At 64.7% G+C, this 25,181-nt stretch carries 23 protein-coding genes and 1 pseudogene; 8 read left to right on the forward strand and 16 right to left on the reverse strand.

Translation table 11 applies throughout. The features are described 5' to 3' along the window. Window positions 1–76: 76 nt before the first annotated feature. The 6 genes from RAD16_RS08205 to RAD16_RS08230 form a co-directional block, all read right to left on the reverse strand. Entirely contained in the window at window positions 77–484 is a 408-nt protein-coding gene (locus RAD16_RS08205; RefSeq protein WP_458157421.1) for a MaoC family dehydratase, read from the reverse strand. A 456-nt stretch (window positions 485–940) separates the two neighbouring features. Next, window positions 941–1,363, reverse strand: a complete 423-nt coding sequence (locus RAD16_RS08210) for a hypothetical protein (RefSeq protein ID WP_458157354.1) — start codon at window positions 1,361–1,363, stop codon at window positions 941–943. 12 nt (window positions 1,364–1,375) lie between these two features. Then, complete coding sequence (locus RAD16_RS08215; protein ID WP_008137329.1) at window positions 1,376–1,597, reverse strand: hypothetical protein; 222 nt, start codon at window positions 1,595–1,597, stop codon at window positions 1,376–1,378. Between the two features lie 111 nt (window positions 1,598–1,708). After that, on the reverse strand, window positions 1,709–2,521 hold the full coding sequence (locus tag RAD16_RS08220; protein WP_458157355.1) for a lytic murein transglycosylase: 813 nt from the start codon (window positions 2,519–2,521) through the stop codon (window positions 1,709–1,711). A 120-nt stretch (window positions 2,522–2,641) separates the two neighbouring features. Then, window positions 2,642–3,445 (reverse strand): shikimate dehydrogenase family protein, encoded by an 804-nt coding sequence (locus RAD16_RS08225; protein ID WP_458157422.1) that lies wholly within the window; start codon window positions 3,443–3,445, stop codon window positions 2,642–2,644. Window positions 3,446–3,450: 5 nt separating this feature from the next. Next, window positions 3,451–5,283 (reverse strand): flavin-containing monooxygenase, encoded by a 1,833-nt coding sequence (locus tag RAD16_RS08230; protein WP_458157356.1) that lies wholly within the window; start codon window positions 5,281–5,283, stop codon window positions 3,451–3,453. Between the two features lie 178 nt (window positions 5,284–5,461). Between RAD16_RS08230 and RAD16_RS08235 the strand changes: the two are divergent. From RAD16_RS08235 to RAD16_RS08245, 3 genes and pseudogenes are all read left to right on the forward strand, one after another. Further along, a pseudogene (locus RAD16_RS08235) lies at window positions 5,462–7,086 on the forward strand (long-chain fatty acid--CoA ligase). Window positions 7,087–7,306: 220 nt separating this feature from the next. Continuing rightward, window positions 7,307–8,425 (forward strand): glycoside hydrolase family 172 protein, encoded by a 1,119-nt coding sequence (locus tag RAD16_RS08240; RefSeq protein ID WP_458157357.1) that lies wholly within the window; start codon window positions 7,307–7,309, stop codon window positions 8,423–8,425. Window positions 8,426–8,505: 80 nt separating this feature from the next. Then, window positions 8,506–9,717 carry an acyl-CoA dehydrogenase family protein gene (locus RAD16_RS08245; protein ID WP_458157358.1) on the forward strand — a complete coding sequence of 404 codons (1,212 nt, stop codon included), beginning with the start codon at window positions 8,506–8,508 and terminating at the stop codon, window positions 9,715–9,717. A gap of 670 nt (window positions 9,718–10,387) precedes the next feature. Here the strand turns inward: RAD16_RS08245 and RAD16_RS08250 are convergent. Genes RAD16_RS08250 through RAD16_RS08265 form a run of 4 tightly spaced genes read right to left on the reverse strand, consistent with a single transcriptional unit; the run spans window position 10,388 to window position 13,978 of the window. Continuing rightward, entirely contained in the window at window positions 10,388–11,254 is an 867-nt protein-coding gene (locus RAD16_RS08250) for an efflux RND transporter periplasmic adaptor subunit (RefSeq protein ID WP_458157359.1), read from the reverse strand. Further along, the gene (locus tag RAD16_RS08255; protein ID WP_458157360.1) at window positions 11,251–11,457 is read right to left on the reverse strand and encodes a DUF1656 domain-containing protein; all 207 of its coding nucleotides are present in this window, start codon (window positions 11,455–11,457) and stop codon (window positions 11,251–11,253) included. The genes RAD16_RS08250 and RAD16_RS08255 overlap by 4 nt, the downstream gene beginning before the upstream one ends. Then, entirely contained in the window at window positions 11,454–13,502 is a 2,049-nt protein-coding gene (locus tag RAD16_RS08260; RefSeq protein WP_458157361.1) for an FUSC family protein, read from the reverse strand. Before RAD16_RS08260 ends, RAD16_RS08255 begins: the two co-directional genes overlap by 4 nt. Window positions 13,503–13,504: 2 nt before the next feature. Continuing rightward, the gene (locus RAD16_RS08265) at window positions 13,505–13,978 is read right to left on the reverse strand and encodes a MarR family winged helix-turn-helix transcriptional regulator (protein ID WP_458157362.1); all 474 of its coding nucleotides are present in this window, start codon (window positions 13,976–13,978) and stop codon (window positions 13,505–13,507) included. 90 nt (window positions 13,979–14,068) lie between these two features. On the opposite strand from RAD16_RS08265, the gene RAD16_RS08270 reads away from it, so the two are divergent. Further along, window positions 14,069–15,295 (forward strand): MFS transporter, encoded by a 1,227-nt coding sequence (locus RAD16_RS08270; protein ID WP_458157363.1) that lies wholly within the window; start codon window positions 14,069–14,071, stop codon window positions 15,293–15,295. 71 nt (window positions 15,296–15,366) lie between these two features. Here RAD16_RS08270 and RAD16_RS08275 read toward each other — a convergent pair whose 3' ends face one another. The 5 genes from RAD16_RS08275 to RAD16_RS08295 form a co-directional block, all read right to left on the reverse strand. Next, window positions 15,367–16,275 carry an amino acid ABC transporter substrate-binding protein gene (locus RAD16_RS08275; protein ID WP_458157364.1) on the reverse strand — a complete coding sequence of 303 codons (909 nt, stop codon included), beginning with the start codon at window positions 16,273–16,275 and terminating at the stop codon, window positions 15,367–15,369. Window positions 16,276–16,421: 146 nt separating this feature from the next. Beyond that, entirely contained in the window at window positions 16,422–17,861 is a 1,440-nt protein-coding gene (locus RAD16_RS08280) for an amidohydrolase family protein (RefSeq protein WP_458157365.1), read from the reverse strand. A 16-nt stretch (window positions 17,862–17,877) separates the two neighbouring features. After that, entirely contained in the window at window positions 17,878–18,903 is a 1,026-nt protein-coding gene (locus RAD16_RS08285) for an ABC transporter substrate-binding protein (protein ID WP_458157366.1), read from the reverse strand. Window positions 18,904–18,943: 40 nt separating this feature from the next. Next, window positions 18,944–19,720, reverse strand: coding sequence for an ABC transporter permease (locus tag RAD16_RS08290; protein ID WP_458157367.1), 777 nt, complete (start codon window positions 19,718–19,720; stop codon window positions 18,944–18,946). Next, window positions 19,720–20,577 (reverse strand): ABC transporter ATP-binding protein, encoded by an 858-nt coding sequence (locus tag RAD16_RS08295; RefSeq protein ID WP_458157368.1) that lies wholly within the window; start codon window positions 20,575–20,577, stop codon window positions 19,720–19,722. Before RAD16_RS08295 ends, RAD16_RS08290 begins: the two co-directional genes overlap by 1 nt. A gap of 198 nt (window positions 20,578–20,775) precedes the next feature. On the opposite strand from RAD16_RS08295, the gene RAD16_RS08300 reads away from it, so the two are divergent. Then, complete coding sequence (locus RAD16_RS08300; protein ID WP_458157369.1) at window positions 20,776–21,531, forward strand: GntR family transcriptional regulator; 756 nt, start codon at window positions 20,776–20,778, stop codon at window positions 21,529–21,531. 85 nt (window positions 21,532–21,616) lie between these two features. Here the strand turns inward: RAD16_RS08300 and RAD16_RS08305 are convergent, their stop codons facing one another. Further along, window positions 21,617–22,033, reverse strand: coding sequence for a nuclear transport factor 2 family protein (locus RAD16_RS08305; protein ID WP_458157370.1), 417 nt, complete (start codon window positions 22,031–22,033; stop codon window positions 21,617–21,619). A gap of 148 nt (window positions 22,034–22,181) precedes the next feature. Here RAD16_RS08305 and RAD16_RS08310 point away from each other — a divergent pair, with 148 nt between their 5' ends. The 3 genes from RAD16_RS08310 (at window position 22,182) to RAD16_RS08320 (ending at window position 25,181) form a co-directional block, all read left to right on the forward strand. Then, entirely contained in the window at window positions 22,182–23,423 is a 1,242-nt protein-coding gene (locus RAD16_RS08310) for an amidohydrolase family protein (RefSeq protein ID WP_458157371.1), read from the forward strand. An 80-nt stretch (window positions 23,424–23,503) separates the two neighbouring features. Further along, window positions 23,504–24,709, forward strand: a complete 1,206-nt coding sequence (locus RAD16_RS08315; protein WP_458157372.1) for an amidohydrolase family protein — start codon at window positions 23,504–23,506, stop codon at window positions 24,707–24,709. Window positions 24,710–24,824: 115 nt separating this feature from the next. After that, the gene (locus RAD16_RS08320; RefSeq protein ID WP_458157373.1) at window positions 24,825–25,181 is read left to right on the forward strand and encodes a hypothetical protein; all 357 of its coding nucleotides are present in this window, start codon (window positions 24,825–24,827) and stop codon (window positions 25,179–25,181) included.

A 25,181-nucleotide genomic window follows, 5' to 3' on the forward strand; every position in this document is an offset into this window, starting at 1 on the left:
CGCGGAGAGGACCATCTCTCCCGGCAGCCCGCAAGGGTGTCGGGCGCGGCGGCAAGGCCAGGCGAACGGCGGGGCCCTACCCTCGCCGCGGCACGATCGCGATCGGGGTGAAGGTGTAAACCTCCTCGCCGTTCTGGTTGAACATGGTCCATTTCACCAGCGCGATGCCCTGCGGCTTCGACTTCGAGGGCGTCAGGCTCATCACCTCCCCGACCAGATGCAGCCGGTCATTCGGGCGCACCGGCATGGTCCAGCGCAGGCCGTCGACGCCGGCACCGATCAGCGGATGCGGGCCGAACGGACGGGCCTGGATCGCAAGGTTCATGGCGATCGCGGCGGTGTGCCATCCCGACGCAGCGAGCCCCTTGAACAGGGTGTCCTTGGCGGCCTCGTGGTCGAGGTGCATCGGCTGCGGATCGTACTCGGCGGCGAAGCGCTTGATGTCGGCCTCGGTAACCACGACCTCCGGCGATTCGAACCGCATTCCGATGGTGAGATCGTCGAACCACTCAACTTGCGCCGGGATCTTTTGCGCCACAATTTTGCCTCGCAATGTGATGCGCCGCCCGCCGGGGCTGCGGCTGAAAGGATTGCCAGAATCTGGATGTCCAGAAGCGGGACATAGCGGCTTCGCGTCGCACAAGCCAGCCCTCCGGTTCCCCGAGAAACCCCTTTCCTGATGCGACGAAACACGCCTGAAACAGATCGCCGGTTAGGTGGTTATCAAAATAAATAGACAGGGACGGCCACCATGCAGTTCTTTCTGGACCTCATCCGCGACTATGCCTGCTGCCAAAATCTTGTCGCCCTCCGGCTGGAGGAGGACGAGCTATGATCGAGCTGATCTCAGGCCTGCTCGCCCTTTGCAGCATCGGCGTCTTCGCCGCACATGCGCTGGATGCCTATCGCACCACGCACTGATCGAAGCGGCCGGCCAGCGCTAGAACGGCCGGCGGTAAAAATGTTCTGAGTGCGTTGCCGGCGGAAACCGGTTGGCGAGCGCGAGCGCGCCGTTCTCGTCGGTCTCGAGCGCAATCTTCTGCGCCAGCATGACATCGCCCGGCACCAGGAAGCCCGAGGGCACGAAACACCACCCCATCGTCGCGTGCCCGTCGCCGTCGATCTCATGGACGTTGGCGGCGGTGCCGTAATGGATGCGATAGGTCTTGCCGCTATCGCAGCCGATCACATCGAAATAGCGATGCTGCTCGAATTGCGCGCGCTGCGCCGGCGTCAGCCAATCCGCGAGCAGACGGCGGCCGCGCGCATCCGGCGTGTTCTCGCCGAAGAAGCGCCGGTAGAGTTCGCGCAGCGCATGCAGGCGGGCACGCGCAGGCGCGCGGAACCACAGTGCCGCGAACATGAGCAGCTCAGATCAGCCGCCGACCAGGCGAGGATAGAACAGCGTTTCCTGCGCGGTCGGGTCGAACGATTTGATACGGGTCACTTCGCCGGGCCCGGTGCGGAAGGCGGCGGTAAAGCCGGCTCCCGTCAACTCCCGAAAGCGCTGTTCGGCCCGCGCCAGTGCTTCGGCATTGCCAGGATCAAACTCATGGCGCGTATCGCCAGTCTGGTCCATCACGATCTGGGTTGCCATCGTTGAGTCTCCTCATGCCCAGCCCCGAACCTGATCAAAGCAAACCTCGTGCCGTCAGTTCCCAATGGCAACAACTTTCTCGCGCCGGCGCATCACGCCTTGCTGAGCAGCTCAGCGCGAAGCCGCCGCGCCGCCCTCGTCGATCTGCCGTCCCATCAGCGCGATCGCCTTCTGATAGACGCCCGCGGCATTCCAGGCTTCGATGGCGGCGAAATTCGGCTCGCCCGGCTGGTAACCGGCTCCTGCACGCCAGCCATGGGCCTTCAGGAAGTTAGCGGTGGAGTTCAGCGCGTTGGCGGCGACATCGAGATTGCCGGTGCCGTAAGCCAGGATGTTCTTGGGCATGAACTGGGTCTGGCCGACCTCGCCATGCATGGAGCCGCGGGTCGCCCCCGTGAGCGCGCCGCGGTCGATCAGCTTCAGCGCGGCATAGAGCTGGTCGGTGAAGAATTCGGGACGGCGGCAATCATAGGCAAGGGTCGCGATCGACGACAGCATGTTCTGGTTGCCGCGCTGGCTGCCGAAGCCGGTCTCCATGCCCCAGATCGCGATCAACGGCCCGGGCGGAATGCCGTAGCGTTGCTGGATCGAGGCGAACAGGGCCGCCTGCGACTGCTTGAGCTGCCGCCCCTTGGCAACGATGGTGGTGGCACCGCGCTTGGCGAGGAACTGGTCGAGCGACAGCGAGAAGCTGCGCTGGCCGCGGTCGGCCGCGATGGTGGCGCTGGCGTAATTGGTCTGCATCAGCGCCGCGATCGCGGTCTGGCCGATGCCCTTGCCTTGCGCCTCCGCGCTGAACTCGCGCTTCCAGGCCTCGAAGCCGGCCGGCGAGCTGCCGCATTGCGCGGCGTTCGCCACGGGCAGAGAGAGTAACAGCGCGGTCGCACCGATCACTGATGTTGCGACTGTCCTGCCCTTGATCATTGCTCATTCCTCTCACTGCCGCGCGACCGGCTCGCGCAGGCGCATGATCCTACGTCATTTGCCGTCGCTCAAGCCCTGCTGGCACCAATCGAACCAAGCAAAGCGCTTGACAGCGGCAACTCACGCGCCGTCCGCGCCCAGCAGGAAATCCACCATGATGCCCTGTTGCTGCTGGTACATGTCGGTGCCGGTCCCGGTGACACAACCGATCCTGCGGGCCGCGGCGATGAAGGGCGAGATCTCGGGCTTGGTGATCACGCAGCCGCAATAGGAAGCCGGCGCCAGGTGCGCGACGTCGACCGGCAGCGGGTCGCCATCCTTCATCCCCACCGGGGTCGCATTGGCGACAAAATCGAAGCCCGCGGGGTCCATGGTGCCGGCCCGCACCGGCGCCTTGCCGAGGGCGTTGAGCCGGCCGATCAGCGCGTCGCGGCGTTCGGGTGCGCTGTCGTGGATGGCAAGCTCGCGGACGCCGGCCTCGACCAGCGCCAGCGCGATCGCCGAGCCCGCGCCGCCAGCGCCGACCAGGAGCGCCCGCATGTCGCGCGGATTGATCCCCTTGGCCCGCGCCGCGCCGACGAAGCCGAGACCGTCCACCATGTCGCCATGCCATGATCCATCGGCGCGGCGGCGCATCAGGTTCACGGTGCGCAAAAAGTGGGCGCGCTCGGTCGCGCTGGTGCAGGCCTGATAACAGGCAAATTTATGCGGGATGGTCACGACGATCCCGTCGAGATTCTTCAGCCGCGTTGCCACCGACAGGAAATCAGGCAAATCCGCCGGCGCGACCTGCGCGGGCACGAGAATGCCGTCGTGCCCCCGCGCAGCAAACGCCGCCGACACGCCCGCCGGCGAGCGCACCTGCGCGATGGGATCGCCGACGATGACGTAAAGCCGGGTCGCGCCTGACGGGGCCGGGATCATGCCGCTCAAGCCGCGCCCTCAGCGGTCAATTCCAACCCGTCCAGATTGCCCTCCTTGCGCCATTTGTCGAGCAGCCGCAGGAACGCCATCGGGCCGCGCCAGTACTGGCTGTTTCTCGCCGCGATCGGATCGAACACGCCTTCGTTGTTGTAATAGCCCGGCGTGCATTCGGCCAGATAGGTCTGGCGGCCGACCGCGGCCTTGACGACCTCGTCGACCCAGGCGTTTTCGGCGGCCAGCGTCGGCTCCAGCGTCCGCGCCTTGCGCTTGCGCGCCTCGGCGATGACATAGGCGATGTGCTGCGACTGCTCGTCGATGATGTGCGGGAAGTTGGCACTCTGGCCAGCCTGCACCGTGACGATCAGGAAGCAGTTGGGGAAGCCGCGGCTGTAGAAGCCGTGCAGCGTCTTGACGCCGCCCTGCCAGCGCTCGGACAGGCTCACGCCGTCGCGGCCGTAGACCTCAAACCCCATGCGGCGAGCGTAGTCAGTGCCGACCTCGAAACCACTGGCATAGATCAGGCAGTCGAGCTCGTAGGCCTCGCCGTCAACGACGACGGCATTCTCGGTGATGCGCTCGACGCCCTGCCCCTTGGTGTCGACGAGATGCACATTGGGACGATTAAAAGTGTCGAGATATTCGTCATGAAAGCATGGCCGCTTGCAGAACGCCTTGTACCAGGGCTTGAGCGCCGCAGCGGCCGCCTCGTCCTTCACGACGGCGTCGACGCGGGCGCGGATCTCCTCCATCTTGCGGTAGTCGGCCCGCTCGATGACCTTCAGCGCCTCCTCCATCGAGCTTACCGGCTGCGGCTGGCGGCGCGGCGCCAGCAGGATCTCGCCGAGCAGGCCAGTCCAGCCGTCCTGCACCAGATCCCGCTCGAACGGCTCACCCGAGATCACCGCCGTGAAATTGTCCATGCGCTCGCGCTGCCAGCCGGGCTTGAGGCTCTGCGCCCAGCCCTCATCCGTCGGCCGGTCGTCGCGGACGCCGATCGCCGATGGCGTGCGCTGGAAGACGTAGAGCTCCTTCGCGGCGCGGCCGAGATGCGGCACGCATTGCACGGCGGTGGCGCCGGTACCGATGATTCCGACGCGCTTGTCGACGAGACCGGTGAGATCCCCGTCGGCGGTGCCGCCGGTATAGCCATAGTCCCAGCGGCTGGTGTGGAAGCTGTGGCCCTTGAACGTCTCGATGCCGGGAATGCCCGGCAGCTTCGGCCGGCTCAACGGGCCGCCGGCGAGGATGACGAAGCGCGCATGAATGCGATCGCCGCGATCGGTCTCGACCAGCCAGCGAGCCTCCTGCTCCTGCCAACTCATCCGCGAGATGACGGTCTGGAATAGCGCTCGCTCGTAGAGGCCGAAGTGACGACCGATGCGGCGGGAGTGCTCGTAGATCTCCGGCGCCCGCGCATATTTGCGCACCGGCATGTAGCCGGTCTCTTCGAGCAGCGGCAGGTAGATGTAGCTCTCGGTGTCGCAGGCCGCACCGGGGTAGCGATTCCAGTACCAGGTGCCGCCGAAATCGGCGGCCTTTTCCACCATGCGAAAATCATCGATCCCGGCCGCGCGCAAACGCGCGCCGCACAACAGGCCGCCGAAGCCGCCGCCGACGATGAGCACCTCTGTCTCTTCAGTGACAGGTGCGCGCGCAAATCCGGGATCGGCCCAGGGATCGTCGAGGTAGCGACTGAAGTCGCCTTTGACCTCGACATATTGCGCCTTGCCCTCGGCGCGCAGGCGACGGTCGCGCTCGTCGCGATAGCGCGCACGGAGTGCGGAAACATCGATCGTAGGTGCGCCGGCTGTACCGGTCTTGTGTCTTTCCGCTGACATCCATTTCCTCCACGGCGCGCGCTGCTTCGCCGACAGCTCGGCGCACGTTAGCCCTGAAAAAGTGACGCATGCAATCACGTCTGCCGTTTTTTGCGTGAACGCCGCGTGACGTTCCGCTAACCTCCCTCGCAAATCACGAACACACGCCACGCAACGACGCGGCGATCCGGAGGAGACCATGCAGGGATTGATGATGGATATGCCGCTGCTGATCAGCGGCCTGATCCAGTACGCCGCCGACTATCACGGCGAGGCCGAGATCGTCGCGCGCGAGATCGAAGGCGATATCCATCGCTATACTTATGCGGACGCCCATCCGCGCATCAAGCGCATGGCGCTGGCGTTGAAGCGGCTCGGCATGAAGCCGGGCGACCGCGTCGGCACGCTGGCCTGGAATACGCACCGCCATTTCGAGATGTTCTATGCCGCGCCGGGCATGGGCTATGTGCTGCACACCATCAATCCCAGACTGTTTCCCGAGCAGCTCGTCTACATCATCAATCACGCTGAAGACCGGCTGCTGTTCATCGACCGCGCCACGCTGCCGCTGGTCGAGGCGATCGCGCCGCAACTGACGACGATCGAGGCCTTCGTCGTGATGTCCTCGCGCGAGCGGATGCCGGAGACCAAGCTCACCAACGTACATTGCTACGAGGAGCTGCTGGCGAAGGAAAATGAGGCCGGCTTCGCCTGGCCGGAGTTCGACGAAAAGTCGGCGTCGACGATCTGCTACACTTCGGGCACCACAGGCAATCCGAAGGGCGTGATCTATTCGCACCGCGCCGCGATCCTGCAGACCATGACCTGTTGCAATTTCGACTTCCTGCCGGGCCATGTCGAAGGCGTGCGCGAGGTGATGATGCCGATGGCGCCCCTCTTCCACGGCAACGGCTGGAACATGCCGTTCACCGCGCCCTATACCGGCTCCAAGCTGGTGCTGCCCGGCCGCAATTACGAGCCGGACAAGCTCTACGAGCTGCTCGAAGGCGAGAAGGTGACGCTCTCGGCGGGCGTGCCGAGCTTCTGGCTGATCCTGCTCGACTGGCTCGGCCGCACCGGTAACAAATTCACGACGCTGCGCACGACGCTGTCGTCGGGCTCGGCGCCGCCGCGCGCGATGGTCGAGAAGCTCAAGCGCGAGTACAGCATCGACTACATCCAGGCCTGGGGTATGACCGAAGCGCTGGGCTGCTCGATGCCGGGCCTGCGGCCCGGCTCGGAGCATCTCGGCGACAAGGAGAGGTTCGACCGGCGTCAGGTCTCGGGCCGCGCCTGTTTCGGCACCGCCTTGCGCATCGTCGACGATGGCGGCACCGAGCTGCCGCGCGACGGCAAGACCGTCGGACATTTGCGCGCACGCGGACCATGGGTTGCTTCGGGCTACATGAAGCTCGATGAAGGCCTCGATCGCGACGGCTGGCTGATCACCGGCGACATGGCCGTGATCGATCCGCAGGGCCACGTCACCTTGACCGATCGCTCCAAAGACGTGATCAAATCCGGCGGCGAATGGATCTCCTCGATCCAGCTCGAGGACATCGCGCTGTCGCATCCCGACGTGCTGCAAGCCGCCGTCGTCGCCATCGCGCATGAGAAGTGGCAGGAGCGTCCCCTGCTCCTTGTCGTCCGCAAGAAGGGCGCGACCGTCGACGGCAAGACCCTCTTGATCACATGCGGCCGAAGATCGCGAGCTGGTGGATGCCGGACGCCGTCGAATTCCTGGACGAATTCCCGATGACCGGCACCGGCAAGGTGCTGAAGTCGGCGCTGCGCGAAAAATTTAGGGAGTATCGCGTCGCTTGAACCGCGTGCGATCAGCCCGTAGCCCGGATGAAGCGCAGCGTAATCCGGGGCCAGACCAACCGCATCGCACAACCGCCCGTGCGGACGAATCCCGGATTGCGCTGCGCTCCATCCGGGCTACGAAGGCGGCACAAGGTCTTTTCGTGCGCGATCGTCTTCATCTTTTGGTCAGTTCGGGAGCGATATATCGGGACGTCGCTAACCCCTTATCGAGGACACCATGGCGTTTTCCGGATTGGGCCTGCATCTCGGCAATCTGTCGCGCCTGTCGAACGCGCAGTCGCGCTCGATCAGCCCGGAGAATTTTTCGGGCGAGAAGGGCAAGGGCGGCATGTCCGTCGACGGCCCCGCGGCGCGTCAGGCGCGCGATCTCGGACAGGGCTGGAAGGTCTCGCCCTATGTCCTGATCGAGCCCGGTGCGACCTTCACCCTCGCCGACATCGAGGGCCAGGGCGCGATCCAGCAGATCTGGATGACGCTGGCGCGCGGACGGCTGCGCCATTCGATCCTGCGCATCTACTGGGACGACCAGACGCTGCCGAGCGTGGAATGCCCGGCCGGCGATTTCTTTGCTTGCGGCTGGGAGGAGTTCGCACAGGTCTCCTCGCTCGCAGTCTGCGTCAATCCCGGCCGCGCCTTCAACTGTTATTGGGAAATGCCGTTCCGCAAGCGCGCGCGCTTCACGCTGGAGAACCGCAGCGAGGAGCAGATCACGATCTACTACCAGATCAACTACACCCTGACCGACGTACCGGAAGACTGCGCCTATTTCCACGCACAGTTCCGCCGCACCAACCCGCTGCCCTACAAGGAGGTCTACACCATCCTCGATGGTGTGGCCGGCGCCGGCCACTATGTCGGCACCTACATGGCCTGGGGCGTCAACAACAATGGCTGGTGGGGCGAAGGCGAGATCAAATTCTTCATCAACGGTGATGGCGCCTTCCCGACCATCTGCGGCACCGGCACCGAGGACTATTTCTGCGGGGCCTATAATTTCGATCCCTATGTCGCCCATTCCGGCCAGGGCGAGGCGAAGCAATCGCGCTACCAGGAATTCACCACGCCCTATGCCGGCCTGCCGCAGGTGATCCGCCCCGATGGCGTCTATAGATCGCAGCAGCGCTTTGGCCTGTATCGCTGGCACATCCCCGACCCCGTGCGCTTCCAGAGCGACCTGCGCGTGACGATCCAGGCGCTGGGCTGGCTGCCCGGCGCGAGGGACGGAAAATATCTGCCGTTGCAGGACGACATCGCCTCGGTCGCGTTCTGGTACCAGACGCTGCCGACGGCGCCCTTCCCGGAACTGCCCGGCCCGGACTATCTGGAAATCGCATAGAGCGTGATCCGGAAAAGTGTGCAGCGGTTTTCCGGAAGATCACGCTCAAGACAATTCGCCGATCGCTCAAGGAGACGATGATGCTCTACCCGATGGCGCCCAAAGTCGTTGAGCTCAAGCGCAAGCTCGAAAGTTTCATGGACCGGCACATCTATCCGAACGAGGAGCAGTTCTATCGCGAGGCGGAAGAGCTCGGGCCCTGGAAAGTCTATCCCGTCGTCGAAGAGCTCAAGCCGCTCGCGCGCGCCGAAGGCCTCTGGAACCTGTTCCTGCCGGAGTCCAGCCACGGCGCCGGCCTCACCAATCTCGAATATGCTCCGCTCTGCGAAGTCATGGGCCGCTCGCATCTGGCGCCCGAAGTGTTCAACTGCTCGGCGCCCGACACGGGGAACATGGAAGTCCTCGAACGCTACGGTTCGGAGAAAGACAAGGAGCGCTGGCTGAAGCCCCTTCTCGCAGGTGAAATCCGCTCCTGCTTCGCCATGACCGAGCCGGCGGTCGCGTCATCGGATGCGACCAACATCGAAAGCTCGATCGTGCGCGACGGCGACCATTACATCATCAACGGCCGCAAATGGTACACGACGAACGCGACCGACCCGCGCTGCAAAATCTGCATCTTCATGGGCAAGACCGACCCTGACAATGCCGACCGCCACAAGCAGCAATCCATGATCCTGGTGCCGATGGATACGCCCGGCATCGAGGTGAAGCGTCCCCTGCCCGTGTTCGGCTTCTACGGCGTGCCCGACCGGGCCTCCGAAGTCATCTTCACCAACGTGCGGGTGCCGAAGGACAACATGCTGCTCGGTGAAGGCCGCGGCTTCGAGATCGCGCAGGGCCGCCTCGGCCCCGGCCGCATCCATCACTGCATGCGGCTGATTGGCCTGTCCGAACGCACATTGGAAAAGATGTGCCGCCGCGTGCGTAGCCGCATCGCTTTCGGCAAACCCGTCTCCGAGCAGACCGTGACCCAGGAGCGCATCGCGGAAGCCCGCATCATGATCGAGCAGGCCCGGCTGCTGACGCTCAACGCGGCCTATGCGATGGACACGGTCGGCAACAAGGTCGCGAAAGCCGAGATCGCGATGATCAAGGTCGCCGTGCCCAACATGGCCTGCCAGATCATCGACTGGGCGATCCAGGCCCATGGCGGCGGCGGCACGTCGAATGATTTCGGTTTGACGCAGGCCTATGCGACGGCGCGGTTGCTACGGCTGGCGGATGGACCGGATGAGGTTCATCGCAACCAGATCGCACGGTTCGAGCTGAAGAAGTATTCGAATGCCTGAGGCGGCGTTGGCCGGTCAGTAAAGAATGAAGCCGACGCGTTGGGATCGGAGTCTAGTCGAAGCTTGGCGGCTCATCGACGGATACCGGCACATTCTCTTGCTCCGCAATTGCTTCAAGCATCGCGTTTAAGATTATGATTGGCAGATAAAACATAAGCATGATCGTAATCCTCCTGCTCCAACAACCTTGGGTTACAGGGCCAAGTTCCTCGAACTAATGCTCGCTGGCCTCGGAACATTCTCGTGGCTTACTCGACTACCGACCAAAGCGATTCTCGAAGAGCATCAGGAACGCATCGCGTCAATCGCATGAGCGATCAACACCATTGCACTCGCGGCGATGATCAATACAAGCAACCAACTCACGTCCGCCTCCAACGCCGGGAGTGAACGCGCTCATCCTTGCACAGTCAAAAACCATTCGACTGGAACCGCTATTCAGCGGTTCGATGATGCTTCGCAGCAACAAGTGCATCCGCTGTCGGTCCTATCGGCAGAATGCCAAGAGGAGCAACGCGCCAACCACGCAGGCCGCGAGGAATAAAAACCAAACGCCCAATGCAGCTCCCCCGACTCACACACGCGAGACAGGATTAGCTCCACTATTTGGCATGGAAACGCTTGTTGCCAGTTTTTCCCCAACCCAAACGCGACTCCGCCCGCGCCAGCGTTAGTCCAATACCTCCACCGTCGCCGAACGTCCGGCCACCAGCGACATGGCTTCAGGCACCGGATCCAGCGCGATGCGTACCGGGACGCGCTGGGCGAGGCGCACCCAGCTGAAGGTCGGGTTGACGTTGGCGAGCATGCTGGCGCCTTCGGCGCGGTCGCGGTCCTCGATGCCGGCGGCGATACTCTCGACATGGCCCGGCAGCGTGACCTTCTCGCCCATCAGGCGCACCTGAACCCTGTCACCGATGCGAATGCGCGCGAGTTTCGTTTCCTCGAAATAGCCCTCGACATGCAGCGTGTCGGTGTCGACCAGCGCCATTACGCCCTTCCCGGCCGTGACGTAGGCGCCGGGGCGCAGATCCATGTTGGTGATCACGCCGTTCACGGAGGCATGGACCTCGCTGCGATCGAGGTTGAGCTGGGAAACGGCCCGGTCGGCGACGGCTGCATCGAAGGCCGCCTTGGCCTGGAGCTGGGTCGCCAGCACCTGCTCCTGCTTCTGCTGCGACACCGCATCGGTCGTCAGCGCACTGTAGCGCTTCAAATCGGCATTGGCCTGATCCAGCGTGGCCTGATGACCCGCGACCGACGCGTCGGCCTGCCGCAGCGCCAGCGCAAAGCGCTCGCGATCGATCTTGAACAGGACATCGCCGCGGCGGACCTTCTGGTTGTCCTTGACCAGCACTTCCGTGACGAAGCCTGATACATCGGGCGCTACCTGGACCACGTCGGCGCGCACGCGGCCGTCGCGGGTCCATGGCGATTCCATGTAGTAGACCCAGAGCTCGCGGCCAACGCCGACCGCGGCGACGACGGCGAGGATTGTCAGCGCGAGGCGGGCAAGCCAGGCAAAATTCCCCTTCATGAGAGATACTCCGAGAGATAGACGACGACGCCCAGAAGGCAGACGAAAATCGAAAAATCGAACAGCGCGCGGTGCCAGACCAGCCGGTAGAGGTCGAAGCGCTGCATGAGACGGCGCAGAAATGCGCTGAGCACATAGGCGACGATGATCCACAGCAGCAACGCCGGCACCAGCACGCCGTAAATGTCGATCACATATCTCATGCCGCAACACTCTCCGCGCGCGGCCGATAGGCCGGCGCATCCGGGAACAGGCCGCGGCGGATGCCGACGAGACCGATCAGGGCGTCTTCGCGCGCGCTGTCGTTCGGATCTTTCACGGCCTGGGCCAGCGCCCGGTCGACGCTCGTCAGCAGCGCGGCCGGCATCCCCTCGCCCGCATAGCTGCGGCAGGCCATGGCAAGCTGATCGAGCATGTCGTCGATGACAGCGATGGTCGATACTGCAAGGCCGTAGCGCGCCCGGCGCAAATCGATGATGTTGATGCCGATACGAAGCTGGACGAGACTGTCGGTATCGCGGCGATCACTCTCCGACAGGAACGCGATCCGCTGCACCAGAAGCCCGAGCCGGTGCAGCATGAGGCCGGCGAACTCCGCGCGGTCGCGCTTGCCGCGCCGCTCGGCCGCAACCGCGATGGTCTTCCAGTTCGACAGCACCAGCCGATTGGCGATCCACTCCGCCCCCACCCCGCGCGCAATCCGCGTCACGATCTCGGCGATGAGGACGCCGACGAAGAAGGCGACGGCGGAGTTGGCGTAGGACGCGAAGTCCGCGCTGTAGGTCGACTGGATCGCGAGCAAGGTCGCGGTGTTCGCCGCGAGCGCCATGCCGGTGCCCGCCGTCGCCGGCCGGCCGATCAGGAAGCCATAGAGCAAAAAGGTCGGCGCCAGCGCGACGATGAGGACCTCGAGATGGGAGATCGCCGGCACCAGCGCGAACAAATAGATCGCGACCACGACGATGGCGACCAGCGACCACAGGCCGAAACTGCGGATGAAGCGCGCGGGCTCATCTTGCGCGGCGAAGAACGAGCAGGCCACCGCGGCCATCATCGGCGCCGATGCACCGTCCGGCCAGCCGGTGCCGATCCAGAACGCGCAGCAGATCAGGATCGCCGCGGCGGCGCCCGCCGCGGACCACAGCGCAAGGCCGCGATCCCGGTGGCGCACGGGCGCGGCGCCGGCTTCGGATTGGAAGGCAAGTTTGAGGGTCGAGACGTTGCGGTTGTCGGCGATCGCCTCGGTCAGCTCACGGCAATCGCGCGAGAGGTCGACCAGCTCGCGCAGCCGCGACAGCAGGCTGGTGGTGATGATCCGCTCCCAGGACGCGCTGTCGTCGAGCACCGCCTGCTGCTCGGCGATCATGGCGCGGATGCGCTCGGCGGGCTGGCGTGCGCTGACATCGCTCACGATCCATTGCGCGAGGTCTTCCAGGAGCCGTTTCAGCTCGGGCTGCCGGCGCAGCGCCTCCTCCCCGAGCGCAGCCAGCCGGTCCTCGAGCGAGGCGATCACCGGCAGCAGCATCAACATGCGCAGGCGGATCTCGCCGAGGCCCGTCACCGCGTTGCGGTCGGTCAGCCGGTCATAGGCAAGATGGGTGGATAGCGTGTCGATCTCGACGATGTCGGTCGCAAGCTTGAGGCGCTTGCCGCGACGGGTCTCGTTGGTGCCCTCCTGCAGCAGCACGACCTGGCTGAGGCGGCGTGCGTCCGCAAGCCAGGTGTCGACGCGGTGCGCCACCGCCGGCGCGACGCTGCGCGGGAACACGATGGTCGAGACCAGGCTGGCGCAGATGATGCCGAGCGAGATTTCCTCGAGCCTTGCCACGGCGGTGTCGAAGATGGCGCCGGGCTCGGACACCGAGGGAAAGCCGATGAGCGCCACCGTGTAACCGGCGAGCATGAAGACGTAGCTGCGCGGCGTGCCATCCAGCAGCGACAGATAGAGGCAGAGCCCGACCCAGAGCGCGATGGCAAGGCACAGTAATTCGGGCGCATCGATCAGGTTCGGCACCAGCGCCACCGTCATGGTCGCGCCGATCAGCGTGCCCAGCACGCGGAAGAACGCCTTCGAGCTGGTCGCGCCCGCCAGTGGCTGCGAGGTGATGTAGACGGTCGCCATCGCCCAATAGGGCCGCGGCAAGTCCATCGCGAGCGCGATGACGAGCGCCAGCATCGCCGCGGCGAACGTCTTCAAAGCAAAAATCAGGTCCGCATGGCGGACCAGAAACGACTCATCCGTGCGCATGGCTATTTCGCCTCGGGACCAGTCTTTAACTCGTGCAGGCGACTGGCCCGCTGTTCGATGCGCTGAAGCGTCTCGAAGGTTATCGCAAGTTCGTCCGCGCCGATATCCTTGAGCAAGCTGGCCCGCACCCGCCGCAACACGCGGTTGGTCTCCTCGACCTTGGCCTCGCCCGCTTTCGTCAAATGTAGCGTTTTGGCACGACGGTCGGTCGGGTCCTCGCGGCGCTCCACGAGGCCCTCGGCCTGGAGCAGGTCGATCAGCCGGACCAGCGACGGCCCCTCGATGCCGAGCTCGTCGGCGAGCACACCCTGGCGCACGTTTTCGCCCTGGCGCGACAGCACCAGCAGCGGAATCGCGGTCGCGTAGGATAGGCCGTGATCGGACAGCGCCTGATCCGACTCGCGACGCCAGATCCGGCCGAGGCGCGTGATGAGCCGGCCGATCTCGGCGTGGATAAAGCCTTGCGAGGGTGCCATGCAAATTAGATAGGACACGAACTATTAGGGTGCAACTATATAACCCGGTATCGCCGCAGCGATCACGCAAAAGCGAACGAGGACGGCACGATGGGACCGGGTTCCCCGGCACAGGCAGCGCAGACGACCGCCGGCGACAGCGCATTGACGCTGATGCCGACCTTCGTCGTCGTCGCCGTGGATGCCACGGGCATGGGGATCATCCTGCCGCTGCTGCCATTCTACTCGCAGCGGCTCGGCGCGACGCCGTTCATGATCGGCGCCCTGATCTCGGCCTATGCCGTTTGCCAGCTCATCGCCGGGCCCGTGGTCGGCATGCTCTCGGACCGCTATGGCCGTCGGAAGGTTCTGCTCGTCAGCCAGATCGGCACGCTGATCGGCTTCGTCCTGCTCGCGCTCGCGGGCAACCTCACGCTGGTGTTTCTGGCGCGGATCATCGACGGCCTGACGTCAGGCAACATCTCGGTCGCCCACGCCTATGCCGCCGAGCACAGCGCGCCGGCTACCCGCAAGCAGGCGCTCGGCATGACCAGCGGCGCCATCGGCACCGGGCTGCTGCTCGGCCCCGCCCTGTCGAGCTTTCTCGTTCATTACGGCCAGACCGCGCCGGTGTGGGCCGCGGCCGCGCTCTCTTTGATCAGCATCGTCGCGACCATGGCCCTGCTCCCGCCCGACCATCCGGGCGCCGAGCCGCTCTACCAGCATCGCGTGCCGGAGCCGACGCTGGCCCGCAGCCTCTTCGGCATGCGCTACGCCTGGCGGCTGCTCGGCCTGCTCATCGTGTTCTTCTTCGTCAACTCGATGTTCCTGTCGCAGATCGGCCTGTTCCTGTCGGCGCGGTTCTCCTGGGACGGGCATCCTTTCGGCGCGCGTGAGCTCGGCTGGATGTTCGCCTATGCCGGCTTCATCAATATGGTGGTCCAGGGTCTGCTGATCACCCGCGCCAACATCATCGCCTCCGACCGCAGCATCGTGGTGGCGGCGTTCGCCTGCATGGGTCTCGGATTTGCGGGCCTTGCGGCCGGCAGCAATATCAGCCTGCTCGCGATCGAGCTGACGCTGATCATCGTCGGCACCATGTTCGCGCGGAGCACGCTGACGGCGGAGCTGTCGCGCTCGACCGCGATCAACCGCCAGGGCATGATCATGGGCCTCAACCAGTCGCTGATGTCGGGCGCGAATATCAGCGCCCCGCTGCTGAGCGGCGCGCTGATCGGTCATCGGCTGTTCGCGACTTGGGCGCTTGCCATGGCCGCCATCGCGGCGGTCGGCGCAGCGCTGGCGGGGCAACTGCTGGACACGCCGCGCGCCCGCTAGAGCATGATCCGGAAAAGTGCGAAGCGGTTTTCCGAAAAGGTCATGCTCCAATAAAGCCTAAAGCCCTCGCCTCACTTCACTACGTACACGTCCGGATCGGCGCTTGAGCTCGGGTTCTTGAAGGCGTTGCGCAGGGCCGGCGAGATCGGGACATTGTAGTTGATGCCATTCGGCGGCGTCGGCGATTCCAGCCACTTCCGATAGAGCACCTCGATCTCCGGGCTCGCGTAGAGCTCGGCGGTGGCGCGGTCGGCCAGCGTCTTGAACGGCGCGTCCTCCCGTCGCAGCATGATCCCGAACGGCTCGGCTTTCGCAAACGCCTCCTCGCTCATCATGTACAGGGCCGGCTCCTTCGAGCGCGCGATCGCGACCGCGAGCTGGACGTCGTCGAGTGCGTAGGCCTGGGCGCGATCGGTCTCGAGCAGCAGGAACGCCTCGGCCTGATCCACGGCCGGCATGATCCTGATGCCGAGATTGCGCTCTGTATTGACCTTGGCGAGCTGGTTCAGGTTGACCGATCCCGCCACGGCCGTGACGGCCTTGCCCTTGAGATCGTCGATGGTATTGATCTTCGAAGCCTTCTTGGCGGCAAAGCGCGTCGCGCTGAGGAAGTGCGTGTTAGTGAAAGCCACCTGCTTCTGACGGTCGGCATTGTTGGTGGTGGCCGAGCAATGCAGGTCGAGCGTGCCGTTGACCATCAACGGGATGCGGTTCGACGAGGTCACAGCGACATAGTCGACGGCAATGTCGGGCGTGGCGAGCTGCCTCTTTACCGCGTCGACGATCTTCAGGCAGATGTCCATGGCAAAGCCGACAGGCTTCTGGTTGCCGTCGAGATAGCTGAACGGGACCGACGCTTCCTGATAGCCCAGCGTGATCTTCTTGGTCTCCTTGACCTTCTGCAGCGTGCCGGTGAGGTCTTCGGCAGACGCCGCGCCGGCAAGACAGGTGACGGCCAGGAGAACGGTGGGAAGACGCATCGGGGGCTCCTTGATGGGGTCATCGACTCGTGTCGAGACGCGGTCGCGGAGGTGTTAGCCCAGACAGGCGCCCGCCGCCAGACGAGGCGGCGTCTAGCAGCTATCGCTCTTTTATATACAACCCGGTCGCGTAATCCCCGGTTGCGTCACTCGCATGTCAGCTGCTGCTCGAACCAGCCGCCCAGCCGCTCCGACAGCGGCGGCCATAGCCGCTGAAAACCTTCGAGCTTGCCGACATTGGCGCGGTACATGCCCCGCAACTCCTGCTCGATCGCCGGCAGGTCAACGCCGAGACAGACCCCGTCCCTCACGATCGTCCGGCCAGCGACCACGACCTCCTTCACCAGCGACGCATTGCCCCGCGCGAACAGCAGCGCCATAGGATCGACCGGCATGATCCGGTCGCGGTCGAGCCGGTCGAGATCTATCACGACGTAGTCGGCGGGGTTGCCGGCCACGAGCTCGCCGCTCCCGGGCGCGCCGGTCGCGCGGCGCCCATTGCGGATGGCGAGCGCGAACAGTTCCGCCGGCGTCCAGGTCTGCTTGAAGCCGAGGCCGCCATGGGCCATCTGCACCAGCCGCATCTCGCGCAGGATGTCGTCGTCCTCGTCCAGCGCGAGGCCGTCGACGCCGACCGCGATGGCACAGCCGCATGTGTGCGCGGCGGCGATCGGGGCGAGACCCGAGCGTAGATGCATGTTCGAGCTGAAATTGGTGACGATACGTGCGCCTGACGCGGCGATCATCTCCAGCTCGTCCGGCCTTGCATGGATGCAATGCGCCAGCGTCAGCCGCTCCGAGAGGAAGCCGATGTCGCGCAGCCACCGCACCATGTCCGGAAAATGCTGGTCGGCCCAGGCGCGCTGATACACGGTCTCCAGCAGATGCATGTGGATGCGGCGGCCGGTCCGCGCCGAGTTCTCCGCCACCGCTTCCAGCAGCGGCTTCGAGCACCATTGCACGCCGGCAGGCCCGAGCTGCACATCCACCATCGGGCCGGCGATGGCCGCGGCGATCGCGTCAGTTATCTCGATATAGACCTTCGGCGACATCGGCGCGCGGACGAAGAGCTCTTCGATGGTCTTGCGGTCGTCGCCGGGAAGTCCCGCGAGCAACGGCTCGGCGTCACCATAGACGATCGGATTCTGGTCGCGCACCGCGAGCGCAAAGGCGATGCGGATGCCGACGTCGGATGCGGCCTTGGCGATCGCCTTGGCCTCATCAAGCAGCGGCATCGTCCCGCTCGGGCGGGTGTAGTGCACCATCATGGCCGCGCAGCCTGCCTTGGCCGAGCGGGCCAGCGCGGACGCTGCCGTCATATAGGGATCGACCGGTGTGCCGAGCGCGGTTCGCAGGATCCAGCCTTCCAGGGGCATGCCGACCGCGCCGAAGGACGACGCGGTCGCGCGGGCGTGATCGTGGGCGTTGACGAAGGCCGGAATGACGAAGGAGCGTGGGTCGCTGCCAGGCCCCGCTCCTTCCGCAATGTCTGTGATCACACCGCCGTCGTGCCGCAGCACGACTCTATCGCTGACGCCGTGATCAGGGCCACGGAACAGGCTGGTTGCCGAAATCTCCGTGGCCATGACCGTCTCTCCAGGTTTAGTTGGCAGTATACACCAGCTCCCGCTCCGCGCGCGGCGGCAGGAATTCGCGCGAGAACACTTCGGCCGGCGTCGGGGCGCGGGCGAGCTGATAGCCCTCGACCACGATGCCGATGGCGCGCGTCATGCGGTCGTCCTTGATGTCGCCGATGCCGATCTCCTTCATCTCCGGCGAGACGATGAGCTTGTCGAAGGAATATTGCAGCCGGCGCTTCTCGACCGCGACGTCGATCAGATTGTCATAGTTCAGCGCGGCCTTCATGCCCGCGTTCTGGTCCTTGGCGACCGCAATCGCGCCCTTGTTGATGGCGCGGACGAGGCCCGCCACCGCCTTCGGATTCGACGCGATCAGTTTCTTCGACACCATCACGCCGTTGGAATAGAGGTCGAGGCCGTACTCACCGAACGAGAACCATTTGAAGTCCTTGTCGGGGTCCTGGCGGTTGAGCACGAGGTTGAAATAGCTGGTGATGTTGAAGACAAGGGCTGCATCGATGTCGCCCTTGATCAGCATCGGCTCCTGCAGGTTCGGCGCCATGTTGGAGATCTTGATCTTCTCGTTGTCGAGGCCGTTCTTGCGCGTGAACACCGGCAACAGGCGCGTCGTCGGCGTGCCCTGCGCGCCGCCGAGGGTGTGGCCCTCAAAATCCTTGATGGTGTTGATGCCGCTGGTCTTCTTGGCGACGATCGCGAAGGGCGGCTGGTTCCACATCATGTAGACCATGACGGGTGCGTCCTGCGGCTTGGTCGAGGCGTTCTGGATGATGGCGTTGACGTCGCCGAATCCGGCGTCATAGGCGCCCGACATGATCCGCGTGACGGTGGCTCCGGAGCCCTCGCCCTGGTCGATGACGACGTTGAGGCCTTCCTCTTTGAAATAGCCGTTGTCCTTGGCGTAGAAGAACGCGGCGTCGCTGCCTTGGGTCTTCCAGCCCAGCGTGAACTTGATCGTGGTTTCCTGGGCCATCGCAGCGCCCGTGGACAGGGCCAATCCCAGCAGCGCGGCAGTTACTCTTCTCAACATCGAGACCTCCTCAAGATTCATTGCGTGACGGTTGGAAAAATCAGGTGGCGATCACGTCGTTCTTGCGCGTCGCCCAGCCGGTGACGCGCCCTTCGATCAGCGAGAACACGACGTAGAGCGCGACGCCGAGACCGGCGAGCACGAACAGGCCGGCGAACACCAGCGGCACGTTGAAATTGGACGACGCGGTCATCATGACGTTGCCGATGCCGCGGTTGGAGGCGACCGTCTCCGACAGCACCGCGCCGACGAAAGCGTAGGAGATCGCAACCTTCAGCGAAGCGAAGAAGAACGGCATGGTCCTGGGCAGACCGACATTCCAGAGAATGTCGAGCTTGCTGGCGCCGAGCGCCTTGAGCACATCCTCGAGCTCGGGCTCTGTGGTCGCAAGACCCGTGGCGATGTTGACCACGATCGGGAAGAAGCAGATCGACAGCGCGGTCAGCACCGCAGGCACCGTGCCCGAGCCGAACCACAGCACGAAGATCGGCACCACCGCGACCTTGGGGATCGAGGAAAAGCCGATCAGCAGCGGATAGCAGGTGTCATAGGCCGTCTTGGAGACGCCGATGATGGCACCAAGGGCGACACCGAGCGCGACGCCAAGGACGAAGCCGAACATCGTGGTCGCCAGCGTCTGCACGATATGCGGCCACAGCACCGGAAAACGCTGGAACAGCGTCACGAACACCTGCGAGGGCCGCGGCAGCACCAGGTCCGACATGCCCGTCATCAGGCAGAGCAGCTCCCAGGCGACGAAGAACAGCACGATCAGCCCGGCCGACCACGCCTTCTGCCTGATATCGATTCCGAACATCAGCCTGTCCCCTGCCGGCTAGCGCTGCGCGCATCCTCGATGAAGGCGCGCAGCTTCTGGTTCAGCGCGACGAAATCCGGCTCGAAGGTCATGGCGACGGTACGCGGCCGCGCGAAGTCGACGCGGCTGTCGTCGAGAATGCGGCCGGGACGCGCGCTCATCACGCAGATGCGGCTGGCAAGGAAGCCGGCCTCGCGCAGATCGTGGGTGACCAGCAGCACCGTCGGCTTGTGCGTCATCCAGAGGTTCTGGAGGATCGCCCACAGCTCCTCGCGGGTGAACTGGTCGAGCGCGCCGAAGGGCTCGTCGAGCAGCAGCATGCGCGGCTCGTGGATCAGCGCGCGGCAGAGATTGGCGCGCTGGAGCATGCCGCCGGAGAGCTGCCAGGGATAGCGATTGCCAAAGCCTTTGAGGCCGACCTGCTCCAGCAGCGCATTGGCCTTGTCGCGAAACTCGGTCTTGCGCAGCTTGCGGAAATTGGAGCGGAACGGCTCGACGATCTTCAGCGGCAGCATGATGTTCCGCTCGATCGTCATCCACGGCAGCATGGTCGGGTTCTGGAACGCCATGCCGACCCGCATCGCCCGCGCCGCCACCTCGCGGCCGCCGACGATGACGACGCCGCTGGTCGGCTGCACCAGGCCGCTGACGAGACGCAGGATGGTCGATTTGCCGCATCCGGACGGGCCGACCAGTGCGACAAACTCGCCGTCGGCGATCCGCAGCGTGGTCTGCGACAGAGCGGGCACGGCGCGGTCGCCGCGCCCGAAGGTCACGGCGGCCTCCGACAGCTCGATGGCGGTCGCGGCGGGTCCCTCGGGAACGGGCTGGCCGTCAAATTGGGTGTGGGGTTGCATGCGCATCACAGCCAAAGTGCATGCAAGCTGGGTGCCAATCGTCCGTCCCGGCAAAATCAATGATTTGCCCAATTGACCCGCTGGATGGCCGGATTCGATTTAGGCAATCTGAATATCAAACTGCATGCAATTGGAGCGCTGGATTGCGCCGGGGCTGTGCTAAAGAGTGCTTTCGACCCTCCCCTCAAGGATTCGCCGATGGCGGCGCGCCCCACCAGCAAGACGTCTGAACCATCCGACAAGGTCAGCGTGATCTGCCGCGCGCTCAGGCGCGCGATCATCGAGCAGGCGCTCGAGCCCGGCGCAAAGCTGCCGGAGGATTCGCTCGGCGAGCGCTTCGGCGTCAGCCGCACCATTGCCCGCCACGCGCTGGGGCAACTCGCCGCCGAAGGCCTGGTCGAGCTCCGCCGCAACCGGATCGCTGTCGTGGCGACGCCAAGCTGGCAGGAGGCGCGCGATGCCTTCGATATCCGCATCCAGCTCGAAGGCCTCGTCGTCCGCCAGCTCGCGGGCAAGCTGACCAAGGCCCAGATCGCCGAGCTGAACGCCCATGTCGACGCCGAGGACGGCGCACGCGGCGGCACGGATGCGGTCTCGATCCGGCTCGCCACCGAATTCCACATCCTGCTCGCGCAGATGACGAACAGCCCGATCCTGGTGCGCTATGTCAGCGAGGTCGCCTATCGCTGCTGCCTGACGCTATCGCTCTACAGCCGGCCGCACTCGACCGAATGCGCCATCAACGAGCACCGCGCCATCATTTCAGCGCTGGCCAAGGGCGATGAGGCCAAGGTGATGGACTTGATGCATCATCACCTCGATTCCGTGGCCAATCGCGCATTGGTGGCGCCCACCCCGCAACGCGGCCGCGACCTGCTCGATATTCTGGCGCCCTATGCGGACGAAGTGACAAGCGACCGCGTCGTCAAGCTGCCGAAGGTCGCACGACGCTAAAGCGCAATGAATTGCGCTTTGGCCTTTCTTACTTTGCGCATGATCTTGTCGGAAAACCGCTGCGCACTTTTCCGGATCATGCGCGCTAGGCTTCAATGCCTCGCTGAACCAGAATGCGTTCGGCACTGTCGTTCCAGACATCCATCTTCACGATCTGGCCTCCTCTGACGACGAAGCGGTCGACATAGCGGTTGCCCTCGAACGGCGTGCCGTCCATCCACTCGCCATAGAGCGTGCCGACGCTGTAGACCACGGTCTCATCCGTGCCCGGACAGACGTCAAACCGGTCCATCCTCTTCTTCACCCAGCGATAGCGTTTGGCGTTGAAGCCGGTCGGCCCGCGCGGATGATCGAACTCGCGCCCGCCGGTGAACGTGATCACCGTGCCCGGCTTCATATAGGCCGCGGCCGCGTCAGGATCGGGTATCATCGAGGCCGTCAGATACGCCTCCACGATCTCGGCGTCGGTCATCGGGCGTTCGGCTTTGGCGGGGGCGGACATGACGGGTTCTCCGGGCTGCCGGCATTCTACAATTCGCGCCTCAAACGGCATGCACATTTTTTGAACAATTTGCTGGCAGAACTGCACACAATCTGGAGCTGCCCGCCCCAGAACCTTCCGCTAGGCTATCCCAGCTGAATTTGATGCCATGACCACGCAGACCGCCTTCGACCTGATCTTCCGTAACGCGCTGCCGCGCTCATCCGCCGCACCCGTCGATATCGGCGTGAAAGGCGGGCGGATCGCCGCGATCGCGCCGCATCTGGCCTGCGAGGCCGTCGAAGTCGATGTCGGCGGGCACCTCGCCCTGCCCGGCTTCGTCGATACCCACATCCATCTCGACAAGGCCTGCCTGCTTGGCCGTTGCGGGCACAATCACGGCAGCGTCTCGGAAGCGGTCCGCGCCGTCGCCGGGATGAAGAAGGATTTTACCGTCGAGGACGTCTACGCGCGCGGCGCCCACGTGCTCGAACGGGCGATCGTGCACGGCACGACGCGGATGCGGACGCATGTCGAGATCGACCCGCGCATCGGCCTGCGCGGCTTCGAGGCCGTCAAGTCGCTGAAGCGCGACTACGCCTGGGCGATCGATTTGTCGCTCTGCGTCTTCCCACAGGAGGGCCTGACCAACGATCTCGGTAGCGAAGAGCTGCTGATCCAGGCGCTGCGCAACGGCGGCGAAGCGATCGGCGGCTGTCCCTACATGGACACCGACCCCAACGCCCATCTCGAGCGCATCTTCGATCTCGCTCAGGAGTTCGACGTCGATGTCGACCTCCATCTCGACTTCGACCTCGATCCCTCCTGGTGGCATCTCGACGAAGTCTGCCGGCAGACCGAGCGGCGCAATTATCAGGGGCGCGTCGCGGTCGGCCACGCCACGAAGCTGTCGGCCTTGCCGCCGGAGCGGCTGAAGGCGGCCACCGCCCAATTGGCAAAGGCCGGCGTCGCCGTCACCGTGCTGCCCGCAACCGATCTTTACCTCATGGGCCGCGACGCCACCCACAACGCGCCGCGCGGACTGACGCTCGCGCACAAGCTCGCCGGCGACGGCGTGCTGTGCTCGGTCGCGACCAACAACGTCCTCAATCCCTTCACGCCGTTCGGCGATGCCTCGCTGCTGCGGATGGCGAACTTCTACGCCAACGTCGCGCATGCCTCGGTCAGCGATTTCGACACCTGCCTCGACCTCGTCACCGACCTGCCGGCACGGCTGATGAACCTCGGCGATTACGGCATCAAGGTCGGCAACCCCGCCGATCTCATCGTGCTGGACACACAGGACAGCCGCTTTGCCATCGCCGAGCTGCCTGACATCGTCATGGGCTTCAAGGCGGGACGGCAGACGTTTGAGCGGCAGCGCCCCACGCTGTTCCGCCCCGGACGCTGATCGGCCCTCGCCGTCCCGCGTCTTGCGCCTGACGCGCAGCTCGCGCGACACTCATCGCAATCCATCAACGGAGGAACCAGATGGCCTTCGACACGATCTTCCTCAACGCGCGTTTCGACGGCGGCGCCCGCCATCACATCGCGGTCAAGGACGGCCGCATCGCCGCGATCGCGCCCGTTGACCAGCCGCCGGCGGGTGCCGAGACGATCGACCTCGACAACGCCCTCGTCGCGCCCGGCTTCGTCGAAGGCCATATCCATCTCGACACCAGTTTCTATGGCGATGTCTGGCGGCCACACAAACCATGCACGGATGGATTCAATGTGCATGAGCGCGTCGCCTTCCAGGCCGAGAACATGGCCGAGGCAGCGCCGATGGATGTACGTGCGCGCAACCAGCTCGACCTCTGCATCGGACACGGCACCACGCAGATGCGCAGCCACGTCATGGTCGACGGCTCGGTCGGCCTGAAATCGCTCGAGACGATTTTGCGCGTGCGCGAGGAATACAAGAGCCTGATCGACATCCAGCTCGTCGCCTTCCCCCAGAGCGGCATTCTGGCAAGCCCCGGCACGCCGCAATTGCTGGACGAGGCCATCGGCCTCGGCGCCGATCTCGTCGGCGGCCTCGATCCCGCGAGCTTCGACCGCGACGTCGAGAAACATCTCGATGTCGTGTTCGGCGTCGCCAGCAAGCATGGCGTCGATGTCGACATTCATCTGCACGACATGGGCACGCTCGGCGCTTTCGAGATCGAGCAGATCGCAGCGCGCACCCGCGCGCTCGGCATGGAGGGCCATGTCGCGATCAGCCACGCCTACGGGCTCGGCGATATCGCGGCCGACTATCTCAAGAAGATCGCGGACGTCCTGGCCCGGTCCGGCGTGGCGATCATGACCAACGCACCGGGCGCCCGGCCCTTCCCGCCGATCCTCGCGCTGCGCAGCGCCGGCGTCACCGTCTTCAGCGGCAACGACAACATCCGCGACTCCTGGTGGCCCTATGGCGACGGCGACATGCTGCGCCGCGCCACCACGCTCGGCTATCGCTCCGGCTTCAACATCGACGAAGAGCTGCGCGCCGCCTTCGATGTCGTCACCATATCAGGCGCCAAGGCGCTGCGGCTCGAAGGCTATGGGCTACACGTCGGCGCCAAGGCCGATTTCGTGACGTTGAAGGCAGCGCATGTACCCGAGGCCGTAGTCGCGGTGCCGCAGGGCCGCGCTGTTTACAAGGCAGGTATGCCCGTGGCGTCTGACGGTAAGATGATCGGGAGACATCGCTGATCACCGGGCCTTTGCGGCCCGATTCAGCGCCAATTCGCCCCCGAATCCGGTCCCGCAGAATCCCGGACCGTAGCTCCCCGCGTTGCGAGGCAGGCCGCGCTGATCATACTAGGACGTGCGCACTGATCATCTGCGTTCTTTTGGGGAAGTTATGGATATGTTCAGCGCATTCAGCAGCATCGATGACGACTCGATCCGGACACGGACTCCCGTTGACGCCGCTGCCAAGCGCCTCGACGGCATCGGACACGTCTTGTCGGATCTCGATATCTCCGCGATCCACACGCAGGACGACGCGAATCGCACGCTCTGGACGCTCGACGCGGCCATCAAATGCGTACGCGCCGTAGTGGCCGAATTCCGCGTGCAGCCGGCCACGGACCAGCTCATCCGTAAATCGCGAAACCTGATCGATCTGATCGAGCAGGCCCGCGATGAGGTCCTCAACCATCGCGGCACGATCGTGAACTGA

Source organism: Bradyrhizobium sp. 18BD, from assembly GCF_054185225.1.